Here is a 15,636-nt window from a genome sequence, read left to right as displayed (position 1 = left end):
CGAAGGGGTCCTTCAGGGGGAGGTCAGGCGGCCAGCTCGGCCAGCGGCGGGGCAAGCTCGCCCGCGTAGTGGCAGGCGACGGTGTGGCCGCCGCCGAAATCCTTCACCGGCGGCTTCTTCGCGACGCAGGTGTCGGTGGCGAAGGGGCAGCGCCCGGCGAAGCGGCAGCCTTTCGGCGGGTCGATGGGGCTGGGCGGTTCGCCGGTGATGGTGAAGCGCTTCTCCTCACCCGCCTTGGTGTCGGGCGTCAGCGCCGCGGCCATCAGCGACCAGGTGTAGGGATGCTTGGCCTGCGCATAGAGCCGGCCGGTGGGGGCGCGCTCGACGAACTCGCCCAGGTACATGACGGCCACCTCGGTGCAGATGTTCTGCACCACGGCCAGGTCGTGGGAGATGAAGACATAGGTGAGGAATTTCTCGCGCTGGATACGGCGCAGCAGGTTCAGAATCTGCGCCTGGATCGCGACGTCCAGCGCCGAGACCGGTTCGTCACAGACGATGAGGCTCGGCTGCGTCGCCAGCGCCCGCGCGATGGAAAGCCGCTGCCGCTGCCCGCCGGAAAACTGGTGCGGGAAGAGCCGCGCCGTATCGGGATGCAGGCCTACGTCGGCGAAGCACTGGCGCACCCAATGGTCGCGCCCGCCCTTGGGGCCGAGGCCCATGAGGTCGAGCGGCTCGCGCACGGCCTGCCCGGCGCGCAGGCGCGGGTTGAGGGAGGAATAGGGGTCCTGGAAGATCATCTGGAAGCGGTGGCGCAGGGCGCGCAGCTTGTCGCCCGAGAGCTCCGAGATTTCGTTGTCTCCGAGGCGGATCGAGCCCTCCGTCGGGTCTTCCAACCGCATCAGCGCCTTGGCGACGGTGGATTTGCCCGAGCCGCTCTCGCCCACGATGCCAAAGCAGGCGCCGCGGGGCACATCGAACGTCACCCCGTCGACGGCATGGACGACATCGCCATTGGCCAGCGGGAAATGGACCTTGAGGTCCCGCACGCTCAGCATCGTCTCGGTCATGCGAAGGCCTCCTCTCCGGCTTTCCAGCAGAGCGCGCTATGCGCGGGCGTCAGCGCCTCCACCGGGGGCGGCGACGTCTCGCAGCGGTTGTCGGCGAGCGGGCAGCGCGGGGCGAAGCGGCAGGCCTTGGGAAATCGCCCGATGGGCGGCACGATGCCGGGGATCTCGCCGAGCGCCGGCAAGTCGCCCTGCATGGCCGCCGGCCCGAGCCGCAGCGTGGGCGTGCAGGCCATCAGGCCGCGGGTATAGGGATGCGAGGGGGCGTGCAGGATCTGCTCGACCGGCCCCGTCTCGATACACTTGCCGGCGTAGAAGACAGCGACGTGATCGGCCATCTCGGCCACGGCGCCAAGGTCGTGGGTGATGAGCATGATGGCGGTCTGAGTCTCGCCCTGCAGCTCCTTGAGCAGGCGGAAGATCTGCGCCTGCACGGTGACGTCGAGCGCTGTCGTCGGCTCGTCGGCGATGATGAGTTTCGGCCGGCAGGCGAGCGCGATGGCGATCATCACGCGCTGGCGCATGCCGCCCGACAGCTCGTGCGGGTAGTTGCTCATCCGCCGTTCGGGGGCCGGGATCTGCACGGCGCGCAGCATCTGCAGGGCGCGCTCGCGCGCCTCGGGGCCGGAGAGGCCCTGATGCAGCTCGAGCACCTCGGAAATCTGGCGGCTGACCGTGAGCACCGGGTTCAGCGCCGTCATCGGCTCCTGAAAGATCATCGAGAGCGCATTGCCCCGCAGGCGGCGACGCTGCCGGTCGGGCATCGCCGCGAGGTCCTGCCCTTCGAAGAGGATCTGCCCGCCGGTCACGGCGAAGCGGTCGGGCAGCAGGCCCATGGTCGCCAGCGCCGTCATCGACTTGCCGCAGCCGCTTTCGCCGACAATGCCGATGGTGCGGCCCGCCTCCAGCGTCAGCGAGATGCCATCGAGCACGTTCAGCACCTCGCGCCCAGTGTCGACGCCGACCTTCAGATCGCGGATTTCCAGAACGGGAGCCATCAGCGCCTCCTCAGCTTGGGGTTGAGCGCATCGTTGATGCCGTCACCGACGAGCGAGATGGCCAGAACGGTGATGAAGATGGCGAGGCCGGGGAAGGTCACCGTCCACCAGGCGTCGAGCAGGTAGTTGCGGTTCTGCCCGATGATCAGGCCCCAGGACATCGTGTTGGGGTCGCCGAGGCCGAGGAAGCTCAGCCCCGCCTCGAAGAGGATTGCCGTGCCCACGGCGAGGCCGGCTGCGACAACCAGCGGTGGCATGGCGCCCGGCAGGATCACCCGGAAGATCAGGTAGGCATCGCGCGCGCCGGCGGTGGTGGCGGCGGCCACATAGTCGATCTTCTTGATCCGCATCACCTCTGCGCGGGCGAGACGCGCCACCTGAGGCCAGGCGACGATGCCGATGGCGATAGTGATCGTGGTGAGCGACGCGGTGAAGATCGTGACCAGCACCATGGCGAGCATCAGGGCGGGCAGGATCTGGAAAAACTCCGTCACCTTCATCAGCGCCCGGTCGATCACCCCGCCGAAATAGCCGGCCAGCGCGCCCACCAGGATGCCGATGACGACGGAGAGCACGGCGGCGGTGACGCCGACGGTCAGCGTCGCGCGGCCACCCTCGATGATGCCGGCGAGGATGTCGCGGCCGAGGTAATCGGTGCCGAGCGGGGCATAGGGGCCGAAGGGGGCGACGAAGGGCAGATCGACCATCGTGTAGGGATCGACATTGTAGAGCGCGGGGCCGGCGACCGTGACGACGACGACGACGAGCAACAGCACGAGGCCGAAGACGGCAGCGGCGTTGCGCAGGAAGACGGCGGCGAATTCTTTCGCCGGGCTGGCGGGCCTTGCCGCATCCGGCGCCTGCAGCGGCGCGGCTTGTTTGGCGGGCTCGGGGCGGGTCTCATCCGGCGCGGGGGCGATCTCGGTGCTGTCGGCCACGATGGGGCGGCTGGCTTCTGCGGCGCTCATGCGGGGTCTCCTTTGGCGGCAGGCTCCGGAGCCGGTTTGCGGGCGCGGCGGCGGGCGCCGCCGATGCGCGGGTCGATCTTGCGGTAGGCGAGGTCGGTGAGCTCGTTGGCCACCATGACCAGAACCGCGGAGAAGAAGAGGATGGCGAGTAGCGTGGGGTAATCGCGCCGCAGGATGTTCTCGTAGGCGAGCCGGCCGAGGCCGGGCCAGTTGAAGACCGTCTCCACCAGCACGGCGCCGGCAAAGAGCTGGCCGAATTGCAGGCCGACCATGGTGACGACCGGGATCAGCGCGTTGCGCAGCGCGTGGCCGTAGACGACCCGCCGCTCGGGCAGGCCCTTGGCCCGCGCGGTGCGGATGTAATCGGCGCCGAGGACGTCGAGCATCGAGGCGCGGGAGAGGCGGGAATAGGAGGCGATGTAGATCGTCGCCAGCGTCACGGCGGGCAGCACGAGGTGGTGCAGCACGTCGAGCACGGCGGCGACGGGGCCGGAGGTGCCGCGAATGTTCGTCATCCCCGAGACTGGGAAGAGCGGCCAGACATTGGCGAAGAGGATCAGCAGCATCAGCCCGGTCCAGAAGACCGGCGCCGAATAGCCCGCCAGCGAGAAGATCGTGACGAAGTAGGAGAGCACACCGCGCGGCCGCCGGGCGGAGAAGATGCCGAGGAGCGTGCCGATCAGCACTGCGAGGGCGAGGGCCGAGAAGACCAGCATGATCGTCGCGGGCATCCGCTGCAGGATCAGCGAGAGCACTGGCTGGTTGAAGTAATAGCTGTAGCCGAAATCTCCCGTCGCCACCTTGCCCACGTAGATGGCGAGCTGCGTCAGCACCGGTTTGTCGAGCCCGTAATCGGCCCGCATCTGCGCGATCACCTCTTCCGAGGCGCCGCCCATCTCGCCCACGATCACGTCCACCGGGTCGCCGGGGGCCAGCTGGATGAGCAGGAAGTTGAGCACGATGACGGCGAGGAGCAGACCAAGGGCCTGTGCCAGTCTCGACAGGGCGGGGGTGTAGCGGGACATCGGTCGCACTCCGGCGTCAGGCGGGGATTGGGGCCGCCCGCGCCGGGAGAGTTGCGCGGGCGGCCGGGGAGGAGGCGTGAGTGGGGCCTACTCCCAGTACATCTCGTCCCAGGGCGACGCGGCGCCCCAGATCGTGAGGGGAACGCCGGCAAGGCCTTCCTTGTAGACGGTGTAGAAGGGCGCGACGTTGAGGTAGAGGATGGGCGCATCCGCCACGACGATCTGCTGGAACTCCTTGTAGAGCTCGGCGCGCGTCGCGGGGTCGTTCTCCATCGCCGCCTGCTCCAGCAGTTCGTCAACCCGCGGGTTGGAATATTGCTGGGTGTTCGACCAGATGACGCCGGGGCGGATGTTGGAGGTGAGATAGGTGCGGTTCACCCCGATCACCGGGTCGCCCCAGTTGTAGACGCTGTCGGTCGTCAGCTCGAAATCGTAGTTCGAGATCCGCTGCGCCCAGGTCGGGAAGTCGGGCGAGGCGCGCACCTCGACCTCAATGCCGATCTGGCGCAGCTGCGAGCGCAGGTATTCGGCGAGGTTGCGGCCCATCTCCACGGCGCCGGGGGCGAAATCCACCGTCATGGTGAAGCGGGTGCCGTCGCCATCGGGCATGAGGCCCGCCTCGTCGAGCAACGCGTTGGCCTTGTCGAGATCGACGTCGTAGGTCTCGACCTCATCGGTCGCCAGCGGCGAGGAGTTCACGATCGGGCCGGTGGAGTTGGAGACGAGGCCGGCCATCAGCCGGTCGTTGATGAAGTTCTTGTCGATGGCAAAGCCGATGGCCTGGCGGACGCGGGCATCGTCGAACGGCGCCTTGGCGGTGTTGAAGGCGAGCCAGTTGAGCGCGCCGAAGCCATCGTTGCCCTCGTCGGTCACGATCAGCCCGTCGGTGTTCTGCAGGCGGGCAATGTCACGCGGGCTGCCGGCGAAGGGCATGTAGTCGATATCGCCGCGCTCGGCGGAGAGGACGAGGTTCGCCGGATCGCCGATGATCTGCACGATCACCTCGTCCAGGTACGGGCGGCCCTCGATGAAGAAGTTCTCGTTCTTCGCCAGCCGGTAGAACTCGCCCTGCCGGTATTCCTCGAAGACGAAGGGGCCGGAGCCGACCGGCTCCAGGTTGGCCGGGTTCGCCTGAATGTCGCCCTCGCCGTAGACGTGCTCGGGGATGATCGGCATCAGCGCCGGCGACATGGCAAGCAGCAGCGCCGGGTGCGGCTGGGCGAGGTGGATCACCGCCGTCAGGTCTTCTGGCGTGTCGACGCTCTCCACCGGGGCGAGCATCGTCTGGAACGGGTGGTTCGCCTTGATCGTCTCGATCGAGAAGGCGACATCCTCCGATGTGATCGGCTCGCCATCGTGGAAGGTCGCGCCCTCCACGAGGTGCAGCGTCACCGTTAGGCCGTCCTCGGCCACCTCCCAGCTTTCGGCGAGATAGGGCAGGGGGTTCCACTCGGCATCGTAGCGCAGGGGGCTGGCGAAGATCTGGGTAGAGGCCATGGCCGTGGCGATGCCCGACTGGATGGCGCCGTTGAAGTGGCGCGGCACCTGCGTCGTGCCGACGATGAGCGTGCCGCCGTCTTCGGGCGCGGCGGCCGCGCTCATCGCGGCGAGAGAGACCGTGGCGGCCAGGATCGGGCGGAGGAGGAAGTGTTTCATGTCAGCTCGCATCCAAATGAGGGAATTGGGTGGGACTTGCCGGATTGTTGGTCACCCGGTCGCTTATTTCTTGGTCCAGCGATCCGTATTGCTGTGGTCCAGCCCGCGCGGACCCGTCCGGGGCTGGATCTGGCGCGGCAAAAGCGGGCAGAGCGGCGCTAAATGCGCCCGCAAATCAGGCAGGTGGGCCAGGGCGGGCCAGGAGCGCCGGTCAGGCCCCATGGGCGCCGGCCAGTCGCGGGGCGGCGGGCTGCAGGCTCGCCGCCGCCTCGGCGAGGCGCTTCAGCCCGGCCTCGATAAGGCTCTCGTCGATATAGGCGACGCCGAGGCGGATGAAGCGGCCCAGATCGGCCTCGCGTACGAAGGGGTCACCTGATTCCACCAGCACGCCCATCTCGGCCGCGCGGGCCGCGAGGGCCACAGCGTCTATGCCGGGCGGGCATTCCAGCCAGACGGAAGAGCCGCCTTCACCGGCGCTCCGCCGGAAGCCGGGCAGATAGCGGTCGACCCCCTTGGCCAGCCGCTGCCAGCGCGCGGCATGGGCGGTGCGAAGCGAGCGGATCAGGCCGAGGTAATGCCCCTCCGCCAGGAAGATCGCGGCGGTGCGCTGATTGTTGAGCGGGGCGGAGCGGTTCATCAGCCGCCGCAGCCAGCGCGCCTCGGCCACCAGCGTGCGGTCGGCCACCATGAAGCCCAACCGCACACCTGGCGCCAGCACCTTGGAGAGCGTGCCGAGATAGGCGACGCGCCCGTCACGATCCGCCGATTTGAGGCTGGTGACGCCTTCGGTGAAGGTCGTCTCGCCCTCGTAATCGTCTTCGATGACGATGGCATCGTCGGCCCGGGCGCGGGCCAGCACCTCGGCCCGGCGCTCGGCGCTCATCGTCACCATGGTCGGGCATTGGTGGGTGGGGGTGACCATCATCACGTCGAGCTTGCCCGCATGATCCATGCGGGCACCTTCGGCATCGACATCCATCTCCACCAGCTCGGCGCCCGAGGCATCGAAGATGTGGCGCGCGTCGGGATAGCCGGGGCTCTCCACCCCCACCCGCGCGCCGGGGCGCACGAGGAGCTGGCTGAGCAGGTAGATGCCGTGCTGGATGCCGAGCGTGATGAGGATCTCGTCGGGCTCGGCGAGGATGCCCTTCTCGGGCAGGATATGGCTGCGGATCTCCTCCACCAGCATCGGGTCGTCCTCGACCGCGCGGTCGGCGCTCCACCAGTCGATGGCGCCGCGGCCGAGCGCATCGCGCGAGCAGGCGCGCCAGATGTTGTAGGGAAAGAGCTTGGGATCGACCTGCCCGTAGATGAACGGGAATTCGAAATCCTGCCAGTTGCTGGGCTTCACGATATGCCGCAGCTGCGCGGGGCGCTGGCGGAGCTTGTCGTTCCAGTCCGGGCGCTCGCCAGAAGGGGGCGCGGCGGGCGCGGCCGTGCCTTCGCCCTGCACCTCGGCCACGAAGACGCCCTTGCGCGGCTCGGCGGTCAGGTAGCCGCGCGCGACGAGCTCGTCATAGACCAGCGTCACCGTATTGCGCGCGACGCCCACCTGCTGAGCCAGCTGGCGCGAGGGCGGCATGCGCTGGCCCGGCGTCAGGCGGCCGCTCTTGATCGCGGTGATAAGCGAGCGGCGCAGTTGAACCTGGATCGGCTCTGCGGCCGACCGGTCGAGCAAGGTGAGGGCGCCTGCCACGGCTGCATGTCCTTCTTTGGAAGATGGCGGGGTGAGCACAGCCTACGCCCCCCGGGGCCCGCCGCCCGTCCGGCGCGGGTGACACTGCCGCAGCGCAGCACTCGCTGAGGCGGACCGGCGCGGAATCGCCCGAAAAGGGGGCGGCCTGCTCGCGCATTGGGCGGCAGCCGATTTGGCCAGCGCCCGCCTCTGGCCCAATCCGAAGCCCGCGGCTGGCCATGTGCCCAATCCGGCGGCGCGTGTAGCGACTCGGGGCAGACGCTCTCCTTCCCCACGCGAGGCCCCCGCATGACCCTCACCACGCTCCCACCCCTCACCGAGGCCGATCTCGCCGCGACCTTCGACGCCTTCAACCGCCACGACATCGAGGGGGTGATGGCCCGCTTCGCCGAGGACTGCGTCTTCTACCCCGTCGGCGGGCCGGAGGTGTTCGGCGCGAAGATCGAAGGGCGTGAGGCCATCGCCGCCGCCTTCGAGGGCGTCTGGCGCGCCATGCCCGACGCGCAGTGGAGCCAGCACCGCCATTTCATCCATGGCGACCGCGCGGTCAGCGAATGGCTCTTCAGCGGCACCGATGCGCAAGGCATGCGGACTGAGGCGGAGGGGGCGGATCTCTTCACGCTGCGCGGCGGCGAGATCGTCATCAAGCAGGCCTTCCGCAAGGCGCGCCCGGCCTTCGCGGCGTGAGGGCGGGCCGATGAACGACCTCTCCGCCACCCCGCCGGCGCCCGGCGCCTACGACCCCTCCTACGATCCGATCATGGACAAGGGGCCGGGCACGAACCGCGCCTATGCGCCGACCTACTGGATCGGCACCGCCGGACCGGCGCCCGAGGATGACGGCCCCGTCACCGGTGAGGTGACCTGCGATGTCGCCGTCATCGGCTCGGGCTACACCGGCCTCAACTGCGCCATCGCACTGGCCCGTGACTACGGCATGGATGTGCGGGTGATCGAGGCCAACCGCGCCTCCTGGGGCTGCTCCACCCGCAACGGCGGGCAGGCGCAGATCTCGGCGGGGCGGCTCAAGCGCTCCGGCTGGATCAAGGAATACGGGCTGGAGGTGGCGCAGGGGCTCCACCGCGAGATGCAGGAGGCCTTCGCCTATTTCGAGCGGGTCATCGAAGAGAACGACATCGCCTGCGACCCTCAGCGCGGCGGCCATTACTACATCGCCCACAAGACCCAGGCGCTGCCGGCCCTGCAGGCCGAGGCGGCCTGCTACCGCGAGCAGTTCGGCTACGGCGCGGAATACCTCACCCGTGAGGAGACCCACGAGCGCGCCGCGCACGACGCCGAAGCCCAAGGGGCACTCTGGGAGCCGGACGGCACGTCGATCCACGCGGCCAAGCTCGCCTTCGGTTATCACCGGGCGGCGCGGGGGCTGGGCGTGAAGATCCACACCGGCTCGCCCGTCTCGGGCTGGGTGCGCGAGGGCGGCTGGTATCGCCTCGCCACGCCCGGCGGCACGGTGAAGGCCCGCCGCATCGCCATCGCCACCGCCGCCTACACCGCGGGCGGCATGGCGCGCGTCACGCGCGGGCGGCTCCTGCCGATCCTGTCGAACTCCATCGTCACGCGCGTGCTGACCGAGGCGGAGAGGGCGGCCTGCGGCTTCAAAACCCTCGCCCCGCTGACCGACACCCGAACGCTCCGCCACTACTACCGCCTCCTCCCCGACGGCCGCGTGCAGATCGGCAGCCGCGGCGCCATCACCGGGCGCGACGCGCCGCAGGAGCGCTATCTCAGCGGCCTGCGCGCCGGGCTGACCCGCAAGTTTCCGGCGCTGGAGGGGATCGAGCTCGATTACTCGTGGTGGGGCTGGGTGGATGTCAGCCACGACATGATGCCCCGTATCACCCGCCCGCGGGCGGACGAGGATGTCTTCTACGCGATGGGCTATGGCGGCAACGGCGTGATGTACTCCGCTCAGGCCGGGCGGCGCATGGCGCAGCTCGTGGCGGGCGAGCAGCCGCCCGACCTGCCGATCTTCCGGGGCGAGCTGAAGCACCACGGCCCCCTTACCCCCTTCCGCCGGATCGGCCAGCGCGCCTTGTACCGGTGGTATTACCTGAAGGATGAACGGCTGTGACGATGCAGGAGCGAGCGATGCAGGGCGAGACGACACCGGCGGATGCCGAGGGCTGGCTGGCTCTCGTGGAAGGTATGAACCTGATCGGCGGCGCCCTTGTGCGCGCCCCGGCCACCCTGGAGGTGACGGAGCCAGCCCAGATGCGTGCCCTCGGCCAGACCGCCGCCAGCGGCAGTGCCGAGGTGGAGGCCGCCGTGGCCGCCGCCAGGGCCGCCGGCAAGGGCTGGGCCGAGACCCCGGCCCGCACTCGCGGCAAACTCGTTGCCGAGGCGGCCCGCGCCTTTCTGGCCGAGGCCGAGCCGCTCGCCCGGCTGCTGGCGCGCGAGACGGGCAAGGCCATCCGCACCGAATGCCGTGGCGAGATCGCCGTGGCGGGCGACCTTCTGACGATGTTCGGCGGCCTGGGCTCGGAGCTGAAGGGCGAGACGCTGCCCTTCCAGCCGGGCGTCTTCGCCGCCACGACGCGCGAGCCGGTCGGCGTAGTGGCCGCCATCCTGCCGTGGAACGTGCCGCTCGTGCTGATGATGCTGAAGATCGCCCCCGCTCTGGTGGCCGGCAACACCGTGGTCGTGAAGGCCGCCGAGGTCGCGCCCTTCGCCACGCTCGCCGCCGGGGTGATCCTGAACCGCATCCTGCCGCCCGGCGTGCTGAACATCATCGTCGGCACCGGGCCGGACTGCGGGCAGCCGCTCTGCGACCACCCGGACGTCGCCAAGATCACCTTCACCGGCTCCGAGGGTGTGGGCGAGACGATCTACGCCGCCGCCGCGCGCCGGCTGATCCCGGTGTCGCTGGAACTCGGCGGCAAGAGCCCGATGATCGTCTGCGACGACGTCGATCTGGACCGCGCCATCGAGGGCGCAGTCACCGGCATGCGCTTCACCCGGCAGGGGCAAAGCTGCACCGCCGCGAGCCGGCTCTACGTGCATCGCTCCATCTACGACGCCTTCGTCGATGGCCTCCGCGCCCGACTCGACAGCCTCGTCATCGGCGACCCGCTCGATGAGGCGACCGATGTGGGCACCATCGTCTCGCCGGCTCAGAAGGCGCGGGTAGATGGCTATCTCGCGCAGGCCGAAGCGGCACCGGAGGCCGAGGTGATCCGCTGCGGCACGCTGCCGAGCCAGGGCGTGGCGCCAGACCTCTTCCTGCAGCCGACGCTGGTGCTGCATATCGACCCGGGCAGCCCCGTGGTGCGCGAAGAGATCTTCGGCCCCGTCACCGTGATCCAGCCCTGGGACGAGTGGGACGAGGTCATCGCCGCCGCCAATGACAGCACCTACGGCCTCGCCGCCTCTATCTGGACGCGCGACCTGTCGCGGGCGCTCAAGGGTTCCAAGGCGCTCGACGCGGGCTTCGTACAGGTCAACGCGGGCTTCACCATCCAGCCCAACCTCAGCTATGGCGGCTTCGGGCGCTCGGGCCTGGGTAAGGAGGCCTCGCTTGAATCGATGCTGGAACATTTCACCCGCAAGAAGACGATCATCATGTCGATGGACTAGGGCGTGAGCCTGCTGTCCATCCTGCTGGTCTGCCTGCTGGTCGGCATCGCCGCGGTGCTGCGCGGCATGACCGGCTTCGGCTTCGCGCTCGCCGCCGTGCCGATGCTGAGCCTGGTGCTGCCGCCGGAAGAAGCAGTGGTGATCTGCGTGCTGCTGCAGGTGCTCATCGGCCTGCGCGATATCGTCACCTTAAGGGCAGAGATCGACCGCCCGCAGATCGGCTGGATGGGCCTCGGCGCGCTCATCGGCACGCCGCTCGGCATCCTGCTGCTGCGCTGGCTCGATGCCGATGTGATGCGCCTGATGCTCGGCCTGATCGTCTGCGCCGCTCTGCCGGCCCTGATGTGGACACCCGCGCGCGCCGTGCCTGCCAGCTGGCGGATGTCGCTGCCGACGGGCGCGGCGGCGGGGTTCTTCGGCGGGCTGGCGGCGATGCCGGGGCCGCCGGTGATCGCCTATTTCATGCGGGCGGGTATGGCGCCGGCACGAATGCGCGCCTCGCTGATGATCTTCTTCTTCTTCACCTCCGCCATCGCGCTGCCCGGCTTCTGGGTGGCGGGACTGCTGGAGCGTGAGGCGTTCTTCTACGCGATCCTCGCCCTGCCGGTGATGCTGCTCGGCACCTGGGGCGGCGGGCAGCTCTTCAAGCGGATGCAGGATCTGCACTACCGCCGCATCGCGCTGGCCACGCTTCTGGCCACCGCCCTGCTCTCGGCAGGGCGGGGCCTGGTTTCGCTGCTCGCCTAGGGGAGGGCGGCGAGCACCTTGTCCGGCGTCGCCGGCAGGTCGCGGATGCGGGCGCCGCTGGCGTGGTGGATGGCGTTCAGAATCGCCGCCGCCGCGCCGCAGATGCCGAGCTCGCCGATGCCCTTGGCCTGCATCGGCCCGGCCCACGGGTCGCGCTCTTCGACGAAATGCACCTCCAGCGGCGGCACGTCGGCATTCACCGCCACATGGTATTCCGCGAGGTCGCGGTTCACCATGTGGCCGTCGCGGCGGTCGTGCTGCAGCTCTTCCGTCAGCGCCATGCCGATGCCCCAGGTCATGCCGCCATGGCATTGTGAGGTGGCCGTCTTGAGGTTGAGGATGCGCCCCGCGGCGAAGCTGCCGAGCATCCGGCGCACCCGCACTTCGCCGGTAACATCGCTCACCGCGACTTCGGCGAAATGGGCGCCGTAGGTCGCCTGCTTGGCCTTGCTGGCGGCATCGCCCGGCTGCACCTTCCCGTGGCCCTCCAGCGTGTCGCTGTCGAGCAGCTCGGCGATGCTCGTGGAGACGTTGCCGCAGGTCGCCTGGCCGTCCTTCAGCGTCAGGTCCGCCGCATCGCAGCCCATGGCCTTGGCGAGCTGCTCACGGATCTCCTGCGCTGCCAGCCAGACGGCGGTGCCGGTGGAGGCAGCGCCGAACGACCCGCCGGAGCCGGAGCCGGGCGGGAAGCTGGTGTCGCCCAGCCGAACTTCCACATGGCTGGCGGAGAGGCCCAGCATCTCGCCGGCGATCTGGGTGAGGATCGCATAGGTGCCGGTGCCGATATCGGTCATGTCCGTCTCGACCACGGCGCCATCGGCGGCAAGGCGGATGCGCGCCTCGGCCTCTGTCACCATGTTGACGCGGAAGGCGGCGGCCATGCCGGTGCCGATCCACCATTCGCCCTCGCGCCGGGCGCGGGGCATGGCGGCCCGGTTCGCCCAGCCGAAGCGGGCGGCGCCGTCGTTCAGCGCCTCGGCCAGCTTGTGCGAGGAGAAGGGCGTATCGCTGCCCGGCACCGTGTCAGGGATATTGCGCAGGCGCAGATCCACCGGGTCGATCCCGGTGGCGACGGCCAGCTCGTCCATCGCGCCCTCCAAGGCGGTCACGCCAACGGCCTCGCCCGGTGCGCGGACAGAGCCGGCGGCGGGGCGGTGGATGCGGGCGATCTTGTGGCCGATGACGCGCGCGGCACCGTCGTAGCTGAACGAGGTTGCCTGCGTCACTGGCTCGGAGAAGGCCTCATCGGGCAATTGGGACACCAGCACCTCATGGCCGAGGCCCGAGAGCTTGCCCTGCGCATCGGCGGCGAGGCGGATGCGCTGGCTTGTCTCCGAGCGGCGGGTGATCGTCTCGAACACCTGGCGGCGGTGCAGGACGACCTGCACCGGGCGATCCAGCTGCTTGGCGGCGATCGCTGCGGCCACTGCCTCGGGCGAGATGCCGAGCTTCGAGCCGAAGCCGCCACCGACATAGGGCGCCAGCAGGCGCACATGCTTGGCATTGATGCCCAGCGAATCCGCCAGCTCGTTGCGGTTGTACTTCAACATCTGCAGCGAGGCGCGGACGGTCACGTCCTTGCCGTCCCACCAGGCGAGGGCGGCATGCGGCTCCATCGCCGCGCTCGACATCGAGGCGGTGGTGTAGGTCACATCGACCTTGTGCGCCGCCTCTTCCATGGCGGCATCGAGATCGCCCTGGGCCTGCTGCTTCTTCTCGGGCACTTCCGGGTCGACAGCTTCGGGGTTCACCGGGTGCGCGGCGCCCTTGGTGCGCAGCTTCAGCCGGTTGGCGCCGTGGCGGGCCTGCTCGAAGCTTTCGGCCACGACCAGCGCGACCGGCTGGCCGATGTACTCGGCCTCAGTCACGCCCTGGACCGGGGCCTGATTGGCCATGCCTTGGGCGGAATTGCGCACCATGCGCTTGTCGCGAATGACGGCGAGGATGCCGGGCAGCTCGAGCACCTCCTCCTCGTTCTCCACCTCGATCTCGCCGAAGCCGGGGGCGCGCACGAGCATGCCGAATGCGGTGCCGGCGGGGACCTCTTCAGCCGCATAGGTCGCGCGACCGGTGACCTTGAGAGCGCCTTCGGGGCGGTCCATCGCGGTGCCGAGGATGCCCTGCGCCAGTGGCTCGGTGCGGTCGTGCTCTTCCTTATCGTCGATCTTCAGATCCAGGCTCATGACGTGGCCTCCTCAAGCACGGCCCGGATCACGCGGCGCGCGAGGGGCAATTTGAACGCGGTGCCGTCCTGCGGCGCGGCTTCGGCCAGCAGCAGGTCGGCGGCCTTGTCGAACAGGTCCGGCGAGGGCGCCTCGCCGGTGAGCAGGGCGTCGACCTCGGAGTCGCGCCAGGGCATCGTGCCCAGCCCGCCGAAGGCGAGGGCGGCTTCGGAGATCTTCCCGCCCTCCATCTTCAGCACGGCGGCCATCGAGACGAGGGCGAAGGCGTAGGAGGCCCGGTCGCGCACCTTGCGGTAGACCTGCCGGTCGCCCTTGGGCGCGCGCAGGCTGACGGCGGTGATCAGGTCGCCCGGCTGCAGGATCGTCTCGATCTGCGGCGTGTCGCCGGGCAAGCGGTAGAAGCTCGCCATGTCGTGGCTCTGCGTCTCGCCGCCGGGGCGCTGCACCTCGATCTGCGCATCCAGCGCCCGCATGGCGACTGCCATGTCGCTCGGGTGCAGCGCGATGCAGGAGAGGCTCGTGCCGAGCACGGCGTGGTTGCGTGTCTCGCCGCCGAGGGCAGAGCAGCCGGTGCCGGGCTCGCGTTTGTTGCAGGGTGTGTCGGTGTCGTAGAAATACGGGCAGCGGGTGCGCTGCAGCAGGTTGCCGCCCGTGGTGGCCTTGTTGCGCAGCTGGCCGCTGGCGCCGGCGAGCAGGGCGCGGGAGAGGACGGGATAGTCCTTGCGTACCCGCGGGTCGGCGGCGAGGTCGCTGTTGGTGACGGTGGCGCCGATGCGCAGACCGCCCTCGTGCTCCTCGATCCCGTCGAGGCCGAGGCGGTTGATGTCGACCAGCGTGCCGGGTGCCATCACCTCAAGCTTCATCAGGTCGATCAGGTTGGTGCCGCCGGCAATGAAGGCGCGGCCTTCGCCATGGGCTGCCTGCGAAGCGCTGAGGGCGTTCTCGGCGCGGACATAATCGAAGGGCTTCATGTGCGCTCCTCCGCCGCCGCCTGGCGGATCGCGGCATTGATGCCGGGATAGCAGGAGCAGCGGCAGAGGTTTCCGCTCATCCGCTCGGAGAGCTCGTCTTGCGTGAGCTCATATGGGCCGCTCAGGTTGTCGCTGACATGGCTGGGCCAGCCCTCGGCGATCTCCTGCAGCATGCCGGTGGCCGAGCAGAGCTGGCCCGGCGTGCAGTAACCGCACTGGAAGCCGTCATGCTCGATGAAGGCCGCCTGCAGGGGCGACAGCTCGGCGCCGCTGGTCTGCAGGCCCTCGACGGTGGTGATCTCGTCGCCGTCATGCATGACGGCGAGACTGAGGCAGGCGTTGATGCGCCGGCCGTTGACCAGCACCGTGCAGGCGCCGCACTGGCCATGGTCGCAGCCCTTCTTGCTGCCAGTCAGGCCAAGGTGCTGGCGCAGGGCGTCCAGCAGGGTGACGCGGCTGTCCAGCTCCAGGCTGTAGGATTGCTGGTTGATCGTCAGGTCTATCTGCATGTCCGGGTCCCCGTTGCGTTGGGGAGCGAACGGTGTGGATGCGCCCGCGGTTCCAAGCGCGGGTGAGGCGGGGCTGTGGTGATCGCTCGGAACGGGTCGGGGCGGCGGTTATCGCTGGCCGAGATGGGCATCGCCTCTCGGCGGGTTGGCCGCCGCTGGCGCCTGGCGCGCCGGATGGCTGAGCGACCCGCAGCCTCCGTTAAATAACCAAAGCCAATGTTTGACATCAGTGCCTTGGGGCCGTGTTCGCGTTGCGCGCTCGTCAGCCGGGCATAGAACATA

At 69.3% G+C, this 15,636-nt stretch carries 13 protein-coding genes; 4 read left to right on the top strand and 9 right to left on the bottom strand.

All coding sequences use genetic code 11. The features are described 5' to 3' along the window. Positions 1-23 precede the first annotated feature (23 nt). From ACXN5S_RS15615 to pdxR, 6 genes are all read right to left on the bottom strand, one after another. Positions 24-1,010, bottom strand: a complete 987-nt coding sequence (locus tag ACXN5S_RS15615; RefSeq protein ID WP_458606390.1) for an ABC transporter ATP-binding protein — start codon at positions 1,008-1,010, stop codon at positions 24-26. Next, positions 1,007-2,005, bottom strand: a complete 999-nt coding sequence (locus ACXN5S_RS15610; protein WP_458606389.1) for an ABC transporter ATP-binding protein — start codon at positions 2,003-2,005, stop codon at positions 1,007-1,009. The genes ACXN5S_RS15615 and ACXN5S_RS15610 overlap by 4 nt, the downstream gene beginning before the upstream one ends. Beyond that, positions 2,005-2,973: an ABC transporter permease gene (locus ACXN5S_RS15605; RefSeq protein ID WP_458606388.1), complete on the bottom strand. Its 969-nt coding sequence runs from the start codon at positions 2,971-2,973 to the stop codon at positions 2,005-2,007. The genes ACXN5S_RS15610 and ACXN5S_RS15605 overlap by 1 nt, the downstream gene beginning before the upstream one ends. Further along, positions 2,970-3,998 (bottom strand): ABC transporter permease, encoded by a 1,029-nt coding sequence (locus ACXN5S_RS15600; protein WP_458606387.1) that lies wholly within the window; start codon positions 3,996-3,998, stop codon positions 2,970-2,972. Before ACXN5S_RS15600 ends, ACXN5S_RS15605 begins: the two co-directional genes overlap by 4 nt. Positions 3,999-4,085: 87 nt before the next feature. Further along, a complete protein-coding gene (locus ACXN5S_RS15595; RefSeq protein ID WP_458606386.1) occupies positions 4,086-5,654 on the bottom strand; it encodes an ABC transporter substrate-binding protein in 1,569 nt (522 codons plus the stop codon). Positions 5,655-5,865: 211 nt separating this feature from the next. Further along, complete coding sequence (pdxR, locus tag ACXN5S_RS15590; protein ID WP_458606385.1) at positions 5,866-7,350, bottom strand: MocR-like pyridoxine biosynthesis transcription factor PdxR; 1,485 nt, start codon at positions 7,348-7,350, stop codon at positions 5,866-5,868. A gap of 288 nt (positions 7,351-7,638) precedes the next feature. Here pdxR and ACXN5S_RS15585 point away from each other — a divergent pair, with 288 nt between their 5' ends. The 4 genes from ACXN5S_RS15585 to ACXN5S_RS15570 are packed head-to-tail and all read left to right on the top strand — an operon-like array spanning position 7,639 to position 11,691. Beyond that, on the top strand, positions 7,639-8,037 hold the full coding sequence (locus tag ACXN5S_RS15585; protein ID WP_458606384.1) for a nuclear transport factor 2 family protein: 399 nt from the start codon (positions 7,639-7,641) through the stop codon (positions 8,035-8,037). A gap of 10 nt (positions 8,038-8,047) precedes the next feature. Next, a complete protein-coding gene (locus ACXN5S_RS15580) occupies positions 8,048-9,442 on the top strand; it encodes an NAD(P)/FAD-dependent oxidoreductase (protein ID WP_458606383.1) in 1,395 nt (464 codons plus the stop codon). 2 nt (positions 9,443-9,444) lie between these two features. Further along, entirely contained in the window at positions 9,445-10,944 is a 1,500-nt protein-coding gene (locus tag ACXN5S_RS15575; RefSeq protein WP_458606547.1) for an aldehyde dehydrogenase family protein, read from the top strand. 3 nt (positions 10,945-10,947) lie between these two features. Next, a complete protein-coding gene (locus ACXN5S_RS15570; RefSeq protein WP_458606382.1) occupies positions 10,948-11,691 on the top strand; it encodes a sulfite exporter TauE/SafE family protein in 744 nt (247 codons plus the stop codon). On the opposite strand, the gene ACXN5S_RS15565 is transcribed toward ACXN5S_RS15570, so the two are convergent. Genes ACXN5S_RS15565 through ACXN5S_RS15555 form a run of 3 tightly spaced genes read right to left on the bottom strand, consistent with a single transcriptional unit; the run spans position 11,688 to position 15,354 of the window. Continuing rightward, positions 11,688-13,874: a xanthine dehydrogenase family protein molybdopterin-binding subunit gene (locus ACXN5S_RS15565; protein ID WP_458606381.1), complete on the bottom strand. Its 2,187-nt coding sequence runs from the start codon at positions 13,872-13,874 to the stop codon at positions 11,688-11,690. The two genes, ACXN5S_RS15570 and ACXN5S_RS15565, sit on opposite strands and share 4 nt — an antisense overlap. Further along, entirely contained in the window at positions 13,871-14,845 is a 975-nt protein-coding gene (locus tag ACXN5S_RS15560) for an FAD binding domain-containing protein (RefSeq protein ID WP_458606380.1), read from the bottom strand. The genes ACXN5S_RS15565 and ACXN5S_RS15560 overlap by 4 nt, the downstream gene beginning before the upstream one ends. After that, the gene (locus ACXN5S_RS15555; RefSeq protein ID WP_458606379.1) at positions 14,842-15,354 is read right to left on the bottom strand and encodes a 2Fe-2S iron-sulfur cluster-binding protein; all 513 of its coding nucleotides are present in this window, start codon (positions 15,352-15,354) and stop codon (positions 14,842-14,844) included. Before ACXN5S_RS15555 ends, ACXN5S_RS15560 begins: the two co-directional genes overlap by 4 nt. Between the last annotated feature and the right edge of the window lie 282 nt (positions 15,355-15,636).

The sequence above is a fragment of the Pseudoroseicyclus sp. H15 genome (genome assembly GCF_054353345.1).
Note: the sequence above shows the minus strand (reverse complement) of the source record. Positions and strands in the feature narration are given on the sequence as shown.

Bases quoted from the DNA above. Each gene is read 5' to 3' on its own strand.
- ACXN5S_RS15615 (WP_458606390.1), bottom strand. From the start codon at position 1,010: ATGACCGAGACGATGCTGAGCGTGCGGGACCTCAAGGTCCATTTCCCG.
- ACXN5S_RS15610 (WP_458606389.1), bottom strand. From the start codon at position 2,005: ATGGCTCCCGTTCTGGAAATCCGCGATCTGAAGGTCGGCGTCGACACT.
- ACXN5S_RS15605 (WP_458606388.1), bottom strand. From the start codon at position 2,973: ATGAGCGCCGCAGAAGCCAGCCGCCCCATCGTGGCCGACAGCACCGAG.
- ACXN5S_RS15600 (WP_458606387.1), bottom strand. From the start codon at position 3,998: ATGTCCCGCTACACCCCCGCCCTGTCGAGACTGGCACAGGCCCTTGGT.
- ACXN5S_RS15595 (WP_458606386.1), bottom strand. From the start codon at position 5,654: ATGAAACACTTCCTCCTCCGCCCGATCCTGGCCGCCACGGTCTCTCTC.
- ACXN5S_RS15585 (WP_458606384.1), top strand. From the start codon at position 7,639: ATGACCCTCACCACGCTCCCACCCCTCACCGAGGCCGATCTCGCCGCG.
- ACXN5S_RS15580 (WP_458606383.1), top strand. From the start codon at position 8,048: ATGAACGACCTCTCCGCCACCCCGCCGGCGCCCGGCGCCTACGACCCC.
- ACXN5S_RS15575 (WP_458606547.1), top strand. From the start codon at position 9,445: ATGCAGGAGCGAGCGATGCAGGGCGAGACGACACCGGCGGATGCCGAG.
- ACXN5S_RS15565 (WP_458606381.1), bottom strand. From the start codon at position 13,874: ATGAGCCTGGATCTGAAGATCGACGATAAGGAAGAGCACGACCGCACC.
- ACXN5S_RS15560 (WP_458606380.1), bottom strand. From the start codon at position 14,845: ATGAAGCCCTTCGATTATGTCCGCGCCGAGAACGCCCTCAGCGCTTCG.
- ACXN5S_RS15555 (WP_458606379.1), bottom strand. From the start codon at position 15,354: ATGCAGATAGACCTGACGATCAACCAGCAATCCTACAGCCTGGAGCTG.